The 13,343-nt window shown below is 73.9% G+C and carries 9 protein-coding genes; all 9 read left to right on the top strand.

What is annotated here, in order from left to right; genetic code table 11:
* Nucleotides 1-19 precede the first annotated feature (19 nt).
* A complete protein-coding gene (locus B056_RS0101940) occupies nt 20-4,180 on the top strand; it encodes an Rne/Rng family ribonuclease (protein WP_018500217.1) in 4,161 nt (1,386 codons plus the stop codon).
* A gap of 163 nt (nt 4,181-4,343) precedes the next feature.
* Nucleotides 4,344-4,937, top strand: a complete 594-nt coding sequence (locus B056_RS42305; RefSeq protein WP_154676773.1) for a hypothetical protein — start codon at nt 4,344-4,346, stop codon at nt 4,935-4,937.
* A 676-nt stretch (nt 4,938-5,613) separates the two neighbouring features.
* Nucleotides 5,614-5,931: a 50S ribosomal protein L21 gene (gene rplU, locus B056_RS0101930; RefSeq protein WP_018500215.1), complete on the top strand. Its 318-nt coding sequence runs from the start codon at nt 5,614-5,616 to the stop codon at nt 5,929-5,931.
* Nucleotides 5,932-5,935: 4 nt separating this feature from the next.
* A complete protein-coding gene (gene rpmA / locus B056_RS0101925) occupies nt 5,936-6,223 on the top strand; it encodes a 50S ribosomal protein L27 (protein WP_018500214.1) in 288 nt (95 codons plus the stop codon).
* A gap of 205 nt (nt 6,224-6,428) precedes the next feature.
* A complete protein-coding gene (gene obgE, locus B056_RS0101920; protein WP_018500213.1) occupies nt 6,429-8,078 on the top strand; it encodes a GTPase ObgE in 1,650 nt (549 codons plus the stop codon).
* Nucleotides 8,079-8,081: 3 nt separating this feature from the next.
* Nucleotides 8,082-9,197 (top strand): glutamate 5-kinase, encoded by a 1,116-nt coding sequence (gene proB, locus B056_RS0101915; RefSeq protein ID WP_018500212.1) that lies wholly within the window; start codon nt 8,082-8,084, stop codon nt 9,195-9,197.
* Between the two features lie 169 nt (nt 9,198-9,366).
* A complete protein-coding gene (locus B056_RS0101910; protein ID WP_018500211.1) occupies nt 9,367-10,623 on the top strand; it encodes a glutamate-5-semialdehyde dehydrogenase in 1,257 nt (418 codons plus the stop codon).
* Nucleotides 10,624-10,793: 170 nt separating this feature from the next.
* Nucleotides 10,794-11,702, top strand: coding sequence for an AAA family ATPase (locus B056_RS0101905; protein ID WP_026239225.1), 909 nt, complete (start codon nt 10,794-10,796; stop codon nt 11,700-11,702).
* Nucleotides 11,703-11,754: 52 nt separating this feature from the next.
* Nucleotides 11,755-13,185: a vWA domain-containing protein gene (locus tag B056_RS0101900; RefSeq protein WP_018500209.1), complete on the top strand. Its 1,431-nt coding sequence runs from the start codon at nt 11,755-11,757 to the stop codon at nt 13,183-13,185.
* Nucleotides 13,186-13,343: the final 158 nt, after the last annotated feature.

Below are 13,343 nucleotides of genomic sequence, written 5' to 3'. Positions count from 1 at the left end.
CCGAGAGGCTTCATAACCCGTGCCCGAAGATCAGATCATCGAGGACAAGGCCACGCGCTCCGAGGCGGTGCCTGCCAAGGCACCGTCCCCCGGGACGGTGCCCTCCGAGACTGTGCCCTCCGACAACACCCCTGCGGCTGCCGCGGCCCCTGAGAGCGCGGTCGCCGAGACCGCGCCGCAACGTCCCGCCCGGCGCCGCCGCGCGGCCGGCCGACCAGCCGGGTCGCCCCCCGAGGAGGCGGGCCCGCCCGTCGCCCCGGCTGATTCCGCCGCGGCTGGAACCACCGGTGCCGGCGCCGCCACCGGTGCCGAGGCCGGCGGCGCGCCGGACACCGCGGTCCCGCTGGTCGAGGCCGCCGCCGAGCCGGCGCCCGAAGCCGCGCCAACCAAGCCGGCCCGGCGGGCCAGGACCACCCGGCCGCGCCGAGTGTCCCGGGAGGCCGGCGCGGCCGCGTCCGACACTCCAGCCACCTCTGCCTCCGCCGACGCCGCGTCGCCTGACGTCGTGTCGCCCGCCGCCGAGGCGCCCGACCTGAAGGCGCTCGACTCGAAGGCGCCCGTGACGGCGTCCCCCGAGACCGGGTCGCCCGCCGCCGCGGCGACCGCGGCCGGTGCGGACGTCACCGCCGACTCCTCCGGGTCGGCCGCGAAGATCGACGTCGCCGCGCCCGCCGCGCCCGCTGACACTACGGCGCCAGGCGAGGCGGCCCCCGCCGCGACCAAGCCGCGTCGGACCCGTGCTCGTCGGACGGCCACGAAGGTCGAGCCGGCCGCCGAGGCCGGCACGTCCTCGGGTGCGCCGGGCGTCGAATCCACCGCGCCCGCGTCATCCGGCGCGGACGCGGCGGTCGGGCGGACTCCCGCCGCCGCTGCTCCGGTCGCCGTGCCGGCCCCGGCTTCCGTGTCCACTCCGGCTTCCGTGTCCACTCCGGCTTCTGTGCCCGCCCCGACCGCCGTGTCGGCCCCGGACTCGTCGGCCGTCGGGGCCACGTCGCCGGTCGTGGCGGCCACCCCGCCGGCTTCCGGGCCGGGCGTCGACGAGGCCGGCGACCCGCTGGTGGAGCCGATCGCCGAAGCGGCGGCGGATACCACCGCCGAGGCGGGCACCGCCGGCACCACTGACACCACCACCGCGACCGTGGCCGCCGAAACCACCGGAACCACTCCCGTGGCCGGAACCGGGGCGGTCGCCGCCGCGCGGACCGCTGCCGCCGCCGAGGCGCCCGGCGCGTCCGAGCCCCCGCGGGCCGAGCGCACCCCGCGGCGACGCACCCGGGCGGTCGCCCCGACGTGGACCAGCGGTGCCGAGGCGCCGGCCCCCGCGCCGGTGACCCGGCAGCCGGCCCGGCGCCCCGTCGCGATGATCATGTTCCAGCAGCCGGAGCCGGCGGTCGTGGATCCGTGGCCCCGTCGCCGGCGCGCCGCCGACGACGAGGCGCCGGTCGAGCCCGCCGTGACCGGTCGCGGCGGTCTCCCGGGCGCGGACCTCGACGAGGCCGTCCCGGCCGACGAGATCGTTGACGCGGCCGACGACGCGGTCGCTTACGACACCGCGGAGTTCGGTGAGGCACTGGAGACGGACAGCGGCGAGCAGGCGTTCGACGGCGGCGAGTACTTGTCCGTCGACGGGGACGGGGACGCCGACGACGCCGGGCCGGGCGGCACCCGCCGTCGGCGCCGCGGCCGCCGCGGCCGTGGCCGGGCCCGTGGCGAGGACGAGATCTCCGAGACCAGCGACCTCGCCGACGAGTCGGGCGACGAGGCGGAGGAGCGTGACGACCGCGAGCTCGAAGCCGAGCCGGGGGAGCGCGAGCCCAGGCCCGCCCGCCGCCGGTCGCGGCGCGCGCCGGCGCGGGAGACGTTCGACGAGGCGGAGGAGACGGACTCCGACGCCGAGCTGGTGGCCGGAACCGATCCCGACGCCGACGAGGAGTCCGACGCCGAGGAGGGCGCGGACCTCGAGGACGGCGCCGACGACTTGGCCGAGGACGGTTCGGACGACGACCGCGCCGGCGGATCCCGGCGGCGTCGCCGGCGCCGTCGCCGCTCCGGGACCGGCGCGGAGACCACGCCGACCCCCGACGACCCCCCGAACACCGTCGTGCACGTGCGCGAGACGCGCCGGGACGACGACCTCGTCCGCGGGGTCAGCGGTTCCACCCGGCTGGAGGCGAAGCGCCAGCGCCGGCGTGAGGGCCGTGACAGCGGTCGCCGCCGCGCTCCCATCGTCACCGAGGCCGAGTTCCTCGCCCGGCGGGAGTCGGTCGAGCGCCGGATGATCGTCCGCCACAACGGGGACCGCACCCAGATCGCCGTGCTCGAGGACGGCGTCCTGGTCGAGCACTTCGTGACCCGGGCCAGCTCGGCGTCCTACGCGGGCAACGTGTATCTCGGGCGGGTGCAGAACGTCCTGGCCAGCATGGAGGCGGCGTTCGTCGACATCGGCAAGGGCCGCAACGCCGTCCTGTACGCCGGTGAGGTCAACTACGACGCCTCGGGCCTCGACGGTCGGCCGCGCAAGATCGAGCAGGTGCTGAAGTCCGGGCAGTCGGTGCTCGTCCAGGTCTCGAAGGACCCGCTCGGGCACAAGGGCGCGCGGCTGACCAGCCAGGTGAGCCTGCCCGGCCGCTATCTCGTGTACGTGCCGGACGGCCAGAACGCGGGCATCAGCCGCAAGCTGCCGGACACCGAGCGCGCCAGGCTGAAGAGCATCCTGAAGAAGATCACCCCGGAGAACGGCGGGGTGATCGTCCGTACCGCCGCGGAGGGCGCCAGCGAGGCCGAGCTCGAGCGCGACATCGAGCGCCTCGTCGCGCAGTGGGAGGACATCCAGCGCAAGGCGCAGAAGGCCAGCGCGCCGTCGCTGCTCTACGGCGAGCCCGACCTGGTGGTGCGGGTCATCCGCGACATCTTCAACGAGGACTTCACCGAGCTGGTCGTCCAGGGCTCGCACGAGGCCGCGACCGTCGAGGGCTACGTCGACACGGTCGCCCCGGACCTGCGTGACCGCGTCCGCCGCTACGTCGGGACCGGGGACGTCTTCGCCGAGTACCGGGTGGACGAACAGCTCGCGAAGGCGCTGGACCGCAAGGTCTGGCTGCCCTCCGGCGGTTCGCTGGTCATCGACCGCACCGAGGCGATGACCGTCATCGACGTCAACACCGGCAAGTTCACCGGCAAGGGTGGCAACCTCGAGGAGACGGTCACCAAGAACAACCTCGAGGCCGCGGAGGAGATCGTCCGCCAGCTCCGGCTGCGTGACATCGGTGGCATCATCGTCATCGACTTCATCGACATGGTGCTCGAGAGCAACCGGGAGCTGGTGCTGCGCCGGCTCACCGAGTGCCTCGGTCGGGACCGGACCCGCCACCAGGTCGCCGAGGTGACCAGCCTGGGTCTGGTCCAGATGACCCGCAAGCGGGTCGGCCAGGGCCTGCTGGAGGCCTACAGCGAACCGTGTGCCCACTGCAACGGGCGTGGTGTGCTCGTCCACCTGGACTCCGCGCACGCCAGGGATCCGCATCCGAGGGAGGCGGCGCCGGCGAGCCAGCCGGCGGCGGAGGCTCCGGCCCAGGCGGCCGGTTCCTCCACGGGCCGCCGGGGGCGGCACGCGACGAAGCCCGCCGGTCCGGCCCTCGTGGCCGCCGCGGTCTCGCCGGCCGGGGACGGGGCGGACCTCTCCTCGGACGGGGCTGTCGGGTCCGTGAACGGCTCCGTACCGGCGGCTGCGACTGATTCAGCTGGATCGGTCGGGTCGGCGGGGGCGTCGGGGCCGGCCGCTCTCGGTGAGCGTGCGGCCGGTACGGCCTCGCTGGACGCCGTCGCACCGCGCGCCGCCCGGATCGCCGTGACGGTCGGAGCCGGACGCGACCAGGACACTGAGAGCAACGGTGGTGGCACCGGCTTCAGCGGCGGGGCCGGAGCGAACGGGGCCGGGAACAGCGAGAGCGAGGGCACCACGGTCGACGGTGAGCCGCGGCCGGGTTCCGGAGGTATCCCGGTGTTCGCGAACACCGATGATCCGGACAGTGTCCTGCAGTCCGGGACGAACGGGACGGACACCCCGGCTGGCGCCGAGAAGCCGGCCCGCGCTCGCCGCCGCCGCGCCTCCCGCCCGGTCTCCAAGCCCACGGACACCGCCCAGCCGATCGCCGTCCCCTCCGAAGCCACCACCCCCTGACCGCCCCGCCGCACCCGCCCGCGGGTGCGGCCCCACGTACGGCAGAAGCGTGGCGGGTGGGTGAGCCCATGGGCTCACCCACCCGCCACGCTTCTTTTGGCGGGGCTGGTGACTAGTAGAGGTGGTGGGGGGCGGGGGGCCGGCGGTCGCCGGGGCGGTTCGGATGAGGTTGTGGCAGCCGCGCTGGCGCATCAGCTCGTCGAGGGTCGCCCGGGAGCGCCGCAGTGCTCCGTCGACGGCCTGGCGCGCGCGGGGCTCGTCCCCCATCTGCAGGGCGTACGAGGCCAGGACCAGCGTCTGGACCAGATCGTCCTGCTCGGACAGCGGGTCCGTCACGCGGGCCGGGCCGGTCGACCCAGCCGGGCCGGTCGGCCCGGTGCCGGTCGCCGCTCCCGTGCCGCCGGTCATGGGCGACGCGCCGCCGGGGCGGGTGAAGCCGTACTGGGTCGGTGCGGTCAGCTCGCGGCCGTGGGCGGCGAGCCACGCCGCCGCGACCGCGATGGCGACCGCCCAGCCGGCCCGGACCCAGGACGGCGGCTCGACCAGCCCGTCGAAGGCGAGCTCGGTCGCCATCAGCACGACCAGGATGACGAGCACGCCCGCCGCCGCGGGGGCCGCCCGACCCGATGCGGCCTGGGTGGGCGTGGTGGGCGTGGCGTGCCCGGTCGCGGGCGGGGTGAGTGCCGCCGCGATCAGGGGAAGGCAGGCGACGGCCAGGGCGGAGATCGTGGCGGCGCCCGCCGCCCATGTCACGTAATGCCAGTGCACCCCGATCGCCCCCTCTGAATCCGCTGATCCGCCCCGACTCGGGCCGCCCCGACCCGGCTCGTTCCGCGGTGCGGACGTCGCGCGGCGTCGTGTGACGCGGGGTCACGTGCCTCCTCGCGTGCCCCCCAGGGCAGGCGCCGTCGGTGTGCTCCGTCGGCGACCCGTCCGGGTGGGGACGGCCCTCGTCGCCGCGCTGGAGGACCCCACATGCTTTCCCCGAGACTCGTTCGTCACCATGGCCCGTCCGGGTCATAGGCAACATGACCCTCTCGGAACCCGCCTATCGCCCGTGTCTCCATCGCAGTGTGCTTTTCCATGTTCTTCTGTCGTTCTTTCATTGATTTCCCGTGGGCTGCGTCTTCTTTTCGATCTTCGCTGTGGCCGGTCGGCGGTCGTGCCGGGTGGGCGTGTCTCACCCTTGCCCGGATGACCTGTAAGGTGGACGGACACGAGACAGGCGCGTCCTGAGCGTGCGTCCGTGCTGGCAGGGTTCGTACCTGCGGGCGCGGATGCGGGCCGCTGGGTGCGAGCCGTGGGTGCGGGCTTACCGGCGCGGGCGCGGATGGCGCAGCGGCGAGGCCGCGTGCCGAGGGCGCCCGCTCGTGAGGCAGGCTTGACGGGCCGCTCCAGGCGGTCCAAGCGAGATCCAACAGCAGGGAGATCTGGTGTACGCGGTCGTTGCCAGCGGCGGCAAGCAGCACAGGGTCGCCGTCGGCGATGTCGTCGACGTCGAACTCGTCCCCGGGGAGCCGGGCGCGGCCGTGAACCTTCCGGCGGTGCTGCTTGTCGACGGTGAGTCGGTCACGCACGACGCTGACGCTCTCGCGTCCGTCGCGGTCACCGCCGAGGTCGTCGGTGTCGTCAAGGGTCCGAAGATCCGGATCCACAAGTTCAAGAACAAGACCGGCTACCACAAGCGTCAGGGCCATCGCCAGAAGTACACGCGCCTGAAGGTGACCGGGATCGAGACGGGGAAGGCCTGACGAGATGGCGCACAAGAAGGGCGCGAGCTCCTCGCGCAACGGCCGTGACTCCAACGCCCAGCGGCTCGGCGTGAAGCGTTTCGGTGGCCAGCTGGTCAAGGCCGGCGAGATCATCGTCCGGCAGCGGGGCACCCACTTCCACCCGGGTGACCTGGTCGGCCGCGGCAAGGACGACACCTTGTTCGCGCTGGCCCCGGGTCACGTCGAGTTCGGCCGCAAGCGGGGCCGCCGGGTCGTGAACATCGTCTCGGCCGATACCGAGCGCGCCGAGAAGGCCGCCGTACCGGCCTGACCGGCCCAGAGTGGTCCGGCGTCCGCCAGACCCGCCAGAACTGCGGCGCGCTGACGCCGGGGGCCGGTGGGCGGTCGTCGCCCGGGTCGTAGTCGTTCACAGGGCGCCGCGCGAGCCACAGCCCCTCCGGTGTGGCCAGCGCGGCGCTCTTGTGTGTCAGACGTCAGACCGCGGTCAACCGCGGAGTTAGGAGAGGTGGCAGATCATGCCGACGTTCGTCGACCGGGTGGTTCTGCACGCCGCCGCCGGCGACGGCGGGCACGGCTGCTGCTCGATCCACCGCGAGAAGTTCAAACCGCTGGGCGGGCCGGACGGCGGTAACGGCGGCCGCGGCGGCAACGTGGTGCTGCGCGTCGACAGTGGCGTGACGACCCTGCTCGACTTCCACTTCCACCCGCATCAGCGGGCCGGCGGCGGTCGTCCGGGCCAGGGCTCCAACCGGCACGGCGCGGACGGTGACGACCTGGTCCTGTCGGTGCCGGACGGTACCGTCGTGCTCTCGCCCGACGGCGAGCAGATCGTCGACCTGGTCGGGGCGGGGAGCACCTACGTCCTGGCCCACGGCGGTCGCGGCGGGCGGGGTAACGCCACGCTGGCCTCGTCCCGCCGTAAGGCGCCCGGCTTCGCCGAGCTGGGGGAGCCCGGTGAGGGGCTCGACGCCGTCCTCGAGCTCAAGAGCGTGGCCGACGTCGCGCTCGTGGGTTTCCCGAGCGCGGGCAAGTCCTCGCTGGTCTCGGTGCTCAGCGCCGCCCGCCCCAAGATCGCCGACTATCCGTTCACCACCCTGGTCCCGAACCTGGGTGTCGTCCAGGCCGGTGACCATCGCCCGTTCACGGTGGCGGACGTCCCCGGGCTGATCCCGGGGGCCAGCCAGGGCCGGGGTCTGGGCCTGGAGTTCCTGCGGCACATCGAGCGGTGCTCGCTGATCGTCCACGTGCTCGACTGCGCCACTCTCGAGCCCGGTCGCGATCCGCTCACCGACCTCGACGTGATCGAGGCGGAGCTCGCCGCCTACACGACCGACCTGTCGGACCGGCCGCGACTCGTGGTGCTGAACAAGGTCGACGTCCCGGACGCGGCCGAGCTCGCCGAGCTGGTCACCCCTGATCTGCGGGCCCGCGGTCTCACCGTGCACCAGATCAGCACGGCGAGCCGGCACGGGGTGCGCGGGCTCGCGCTCGAGCTCGCCGAGCTCGTCGCCAGCCTGCGCGCCGCCGCGCCCAGCCCGGCCGCGACCCGGATCGTGCTGCGCCCGCGGGCGGTGGACGAGCCGGACTTCACGGTGCGGGCCGAGGGCGACGGCTTCGTCGTCGGCGGGACCAAGCCGCTGCGCTGGGTGCGCCAGACCGACTTCAGCAACGAGGAGGCCATCGGCTACCTGGCCGACCGGCTGGCCCGGCTGGGTGTCGAGAAGGAGCTCGCGAAGCGGGGTGCCTTCCCCGGGGTCGCGGTCACGATCGGTGCCGTCACCTTCGACTGGGAGCCGACGCTGTCCGGCCGGGAGGCGCTGCTCGCAGCCGGTGGCGGGGACGGCGACGGCTACGGTGACGCCGGTTTCGGCACCGCCGGCACCGCCGTCACGATCGCCACGGTCGGCGGCTCCGGGGGCACCCGGGCCGGCGCGCGCGGTGGCGCGGTGGTCTCCGACCTCCCGCTCGGCCCGCGGGGCACCGACCTGCGACTGCGGACGTCCAAGCGGCTGACCCGGGCGCAGCGGACGGCCCTGAACGACCCCGCCGACGATTTCGGTGACGGTGACAGCGCCGGCTTCGGCGCGGGCGCCGGTTTCGACGCCGACGGCGGTTTCGACGACAGCAGCGGCTTCGGTGGTGACGCCGACAGCGGGCGTGGCTAGGCCGTGGTCCGTTCCTTCGTCACCGAGGCGAGCCGGGTCGTCGTCAAGGTCGGCTCGTCGTCGCTGACCACGGCGGCCGGTGGGCTCGACACCGACCGGGTCGAGGCGCTGGTGGCGGCCGTCGCCGGCCGGGCCGGCGGCCTGGTGCTGGTGTCGTCGGGCGCGATCGCGGCCGGTCTCGCCCCGCTCGGGCTGACCAGGCGGCCGCGTGACCTGGCGACCCTGCAGGCGGCGGCGAGCGTCGGCCAGAGCTCACTCGTGCACTGCTACGCCGACGCGTTCGGCCGCGCCGGGCACCGGGTCGGCCAGGTCCTGCTCACCGCCACCGACGTGATCCGGCGGACGCACTACCGCAACGCGCGCACGACCCTGGAGCGGCTGCTGGCCCTCGGCGTCGTGCCGATCGTGAACGAGAACGACGCGGTCGCCACCCAGGAGATCCGGTTCGGTGACAACGACCGGCTCGCCGCGATCGTCTCCCACCTGGTCTCCGCGGATCTGCTGGTCCTGCTCTCCGACGTCGACGGCGTGTACGAGTCGAACCCGCGGCTGGGCCCGGCGAGCATGGTGCGTGAGGTCCACTCGGACGCCGACCTCGACGGCCTGACCGCCCGTGGCACCGGCACCGCCGGTGTCGGTGTCGGCGGCATGGCGACGAAGATCGACGCCGCGCGGATGGCGGCGTCCGGCGGAGTGAGCACGATCGTGACCTCGGCCGCCCACGCGGCCGCCGCGCTGGCGGGCGACGAGGTCGGGACGGTGTTCCACCCGACGGGCCCACGCCGGGCGTCCCGGCTGCTCTGGCTCGCCCACGCCACCGCCCCCGAGGGCCGGCTGCACCTCGACGAGGGCGCGGTCGCCGCGGTGGTGGACCGGCGGGCCTCGCTGCTGCCGGCCGGCGTCACCAAGGTCGAGGGGGACTTCTCCGCCGGCGATCCGGTCGACCTGGTCGACCCGCGGGGCCGTCCGGTGGCGCGCGGCCTGGTCGAGTTCGACTCCGGCGAGCTGCCGGGCATGCTCGGCCGCTCGACGATGGAGCTGGCGGCCGAGCGGGGCCCGTCCTACGAGCGCGAGGTCGTCCACCGCGACGACCTGGTCCTGCTGCTCACCCGCCGCTGACCGGCCGTGCCCGCCCGGGGCCGGACCCGCCTGCCGGACCCGCTGTGCCGCTCCTCACCCGTCGCTGACCCGACGCCGGTAGCCTCAGGGAACGGCGCACAGCGGCGCGCCGTCGACGCCGGGCCCGTGTCCGCGCCGGCCGTCGCGGACAGTCGGGAGGAAGCCGGTCATGAACACCTCTGCGGAGGACGTCCGCGCCAGCGCGGTCCGAGCCCGGCAGGCCGCCGGGCTGCTCGCCCCGCTGCCGCGGGCGGCGAAGGACGCCGCGCTGCTGGGCATGGCCGCGGCGCTGCTCGACCGGTCCGCCGAGATCCTCGCCGCGAACGCCCTGGACACCGCCGCCGCGCGGGCCGCCGGCACCTCCGCCGCGCTGGTCGACCGGCTGACGCTGACCCCGGAGCGGATCGAGGCGATGGCCGACGGCCTGCGCCAGGTCGCGGCGCTCGAGGACCCGGTCGGTGAGGTCGTCCGCGGGCGGGTGCTGCCCAACGGGCTGGAGCTGCGCCAGGTCCGGGTGCCGCTCGGCGTCATCGGGATCATCTACGAGGCCCGGCCCAACGTCACGGTGGACGCGGCCGGCCTGTGCCTCAAGAGCGGCAACGCGGTGCTGCTGCGCGGCAGCGCCTCGGCGCTGAACTCCAACCGGGTGCTGGTGGACGTCCTGCGGGAGGCGGCGGTGGCCGCGGGGCTGCCCGCCGACGGCGTGCAGCTCGTCCCGGGGGCGGACCACGACTCGGTGAAGCACCTCATGCGGCTGCGCGGCCTGGTGGACGTCCTCATCCCGCGCGGCGGGGCCGGCCTGATCCGCGCGGTCGTCGAGGAGTCGACGATTCCGGTCATCGAGACCGGCGTCGGCAACTGCCACGTGTACGTGGACGCCGACGCCGACCTCGACACGGCGCTGGCCGTCACGGTGAACGCGAAGACGCAGAAGGTGTCGGTGTGCAACTCGGCCGAGACCCTGCTCGTGCACGCCGGGATCGCCGCGGAGTTCCTGCCCCGGGTGCTGACGGCGCTGCGCGAGGCGGGCGTGACCGTGCACGGCGACGAGACGGTGCGCGCGGTCGACCCGTCCGCGGTGCCGGTCACCGACGAGGACTGGGCGACCGAGTACCTCTCGCTCGACATGGCGGTGGGGGTCGTCGACTCGCTGGACCAGGCGATCGACCACATCCGGCGTTGGAGCAGCGGCCACACCGAGGCGATCGTGACCCGGTCGCTGGCGGCGAGCCGTCGCTTCGTCGCCTCCTGCGACAGCGCCGCGGTGATGGTGAACGCCTCGACCCGTTTCACCGACGGCGAGCGGTTCGGGATGGGCGCCGAGATCGGCATCTCCACCCAGAAGCTGCACGCCCGCGGGCCGATGGGGCTGCCCGAGCTGACCTCGACGACCTGGGTGGGCATCGGGGACGGCCACCTGGTGTGACCGGGCGGCGCGCGGGTGTGGCGAACGGCTTCTCCGGAGGCGGCAACGGCCCTCCCGGGAGCACTCCGGAGCACTCCGGAAGCCCGTCATCCCTCGTCAATCCGTCATGTGCTGCCAACCACTGGCACTATGGACCGTGGTAGTGCTAGGTGCTGGACCGGAAGGTGGCCATGTCGTTGCAGGGATACGCGTTCGCAGACGTCGCTGATGTCCGGGAACGGCTCCGGGAGACGGGCTACCTCGCCGATGAGGCGATCGCCACCACGGTCTTCCTCGCCGACCGGCTGGGCAAGCCGCTGCTCGTCGAGGGGCCGGCCGGTGTCGGCAAGACCGAGCTCGCCAAGTCGCTGGCCAGCGCGGTCAGCGCCGAGCTGATCAGGCTCCAGTGCTACGAGGGCCTGGACGAGGCCCGCGCGCTCTACGAGTGGAACTACAAGAAGCAGTTGCTGCGCATCCAGGCGGCCTCCAACGTCTCGGGCGAGGCCGCGGGGGACGCCGGCACCGCCAGCTGGCAGCAGACCCACGACGACATCTTCAGCGAGGAGTTCCTCCTCTCCCGGCCGCTGCTCACCGCGATCCGGCGGGACGACCCGACCGTCCTGCTCATCGACGAGACGGACAAGGCCGACGTCGAGGTGGAGGGCCTGCTGCTGGAGGTGCTCTCCGACTTCCAGGTCACCATCCCCGAGCTGGGCACGCTGAAGGCGACCCGCCGGCCGTTCGTCATCCTCACCTCGAACGCCACCCGGGAGCTGTCGGAGGCGCTCAAGCGCCGCTGCCTGTACCTGAACCTGGACTACCCCTCGGCCGCCCGGGAGAAGGAGATCGTCCTCGCCCGGGTGCCCGAGCTGCCGGAGAAGATGGCCGAGTCGCTGGTGCGGATCGTGCGCGCGCTGCGGGCGATGGAGCTCAAGAAGGCGCCGTCGATCGCGGAGACGATCGACTGGGGCCAGACCGTCCTCGCCCTGGGTTTCGACACCATGGACGACGCCGCCGTCACCTCCACCCTCGGCGTGGTCCTCAAGCACGCCAGCGACCAGGCCCGCGCCATCAGCCAGCTCAAGCTCGGCGCCAACTGACGCGGGACCGGACTGACCCAGGACCGGACTGACCCAGGACCGGGAGGTCCAGATGAACCTGCTCGACCGCACCGTCGAGTTCACCGCCGCGCTGCGCCGCGCCAGCGTCCCGGTGAGCAGCGCCGAGACGGTGGACGCCGCGCGGGCGGTCGGTGCCCTCGGCTGGGCCGACCGGGATGCCCTGCGGGCCGCGTTCGCCGCGACGATGTGCAAGCGCCCGCTGTACCGCGGCGCCTTCGACTCGCTGTTCGACCTGTACTTCCCGCCGCGGATCGGCGACGGTGTCGTGCTGCCCGAGGAGGGCGGCCCCGCCGGGGAGCAGCGGCGGCCGGGGGAGCAGCGGGACGGCGACCCGTCCGAGCTGACCCCGCAGGAGGTCGAGGCGCTGCGCCGGGCCATGCGTGACCAGCTCCGCGACGCGCTGCTCGACGGCGACGACGAGAAGCTGCGTGACCTGGCCCGCCGTTCGGTCAGCGCCTTCGGCGCGGCGCAGAACGGTCCGGGGCAGCGCAGCTACTTCATCTACCGGGTGCTGCGGGCGATGTCCCCGGAGACGCTGATCGCGGACCTGCTCGCCGCGATGCTCGGCGACGACGACCGCGGCGGTCTCGAGGAGCGGATCGCGCGGCAGACGATCGCCGACCGGATCCGGGCGTTCGAGGAGATGATCTCCTCCGAGGTCCGCCGGCGGATGGCCGAGGAGCGCGGCCTCGAGGCCGTCGAGCGGACCGCGGTGAAGCCGCTCGCCGACCAGGTCGACTTCCTGCGCGCCTCCCAGCGTGATCTGGTCGAGCTGCGCCGCCAGGTGTATCCGCTCGCCCGCCGGCTGGCGACCAGGCTGACGGCCCGTCGCCGGCTCGGCCGGTCCGGGCGGCTCGACTTCCGGCGTACCGTCCGGGCGTCGCTGGCGACCGGTGGCGTGCCGCTGGAGACCAAGCACCGGCCGCACAAGCCGCACAAGCCCGAGCTGGTCGTGCTGTGCGACGTGTCCGGATCGGTGTCCTCCTTCGCGCACTTCACCCTCATGCTCACCCACGCGCTGCGCGAGCAGTTCTCCAAGGTCCGCGCGTTCGCGTTCATCGACACCACCGACGAGGTCACCCGCTTCCTGCGCGGGCTGGAGCTGGGCGACATGATGGCCCGGATCGCCTCCGAGGCCGACCTGGTCTGGTTCGACGGCCACAGCGACTACGGCCACGCGATCGAGGTCTTCGCCGAGAAGTACCCGGACGCCGTCGGCCCGCGGACCTCCCTGCTCGTACTGGGGGACGCCCGCAACAACTACCGGGCCACCTCGGCCGCGGTGTTCCGCCGGCTGTGCGGGCAGGCCAGGCACTCCTACTGGCTGAACCCGGAGCCGCGCAGCTACTGGGGGTCCGGCGACTCGGCCACCACCGCCTACGCCGACCTCGTCGACGAGATGGTCGAGTGCCGCAACGTCGAGCAGCTCCAGCACTTCATCGAGCGGCTGCTGCCCACCTGAGTAGCGCAGGCCGGCGAGTCGCCGACGGGCGGGCTGGCGGGTCGCGTTGTTCGGCGGTGGGCGGATACGAGTCGTCCCCCGAGCGCATAGATCGGCTGACACAACTCGCTTGTGGGATGTTCGGTACTTCCGGGGTGAACCGATCGTTGGGGCGCTGC

Origin of the sequence: Parafrankia discariae, assembly GCF_000373365.1 — a bacterium.
GTDB classification, from domain to species: Bacteria; Actinomycetota; Actinomycetes; order Frankiales; family Frankiaceae; genus Parafrankia; species Parafrankia discariae.
Note: the sequence above shows the minus strand (reverse complement) of the source record. Positions and strands in the feature narration are given on the sequence as shown.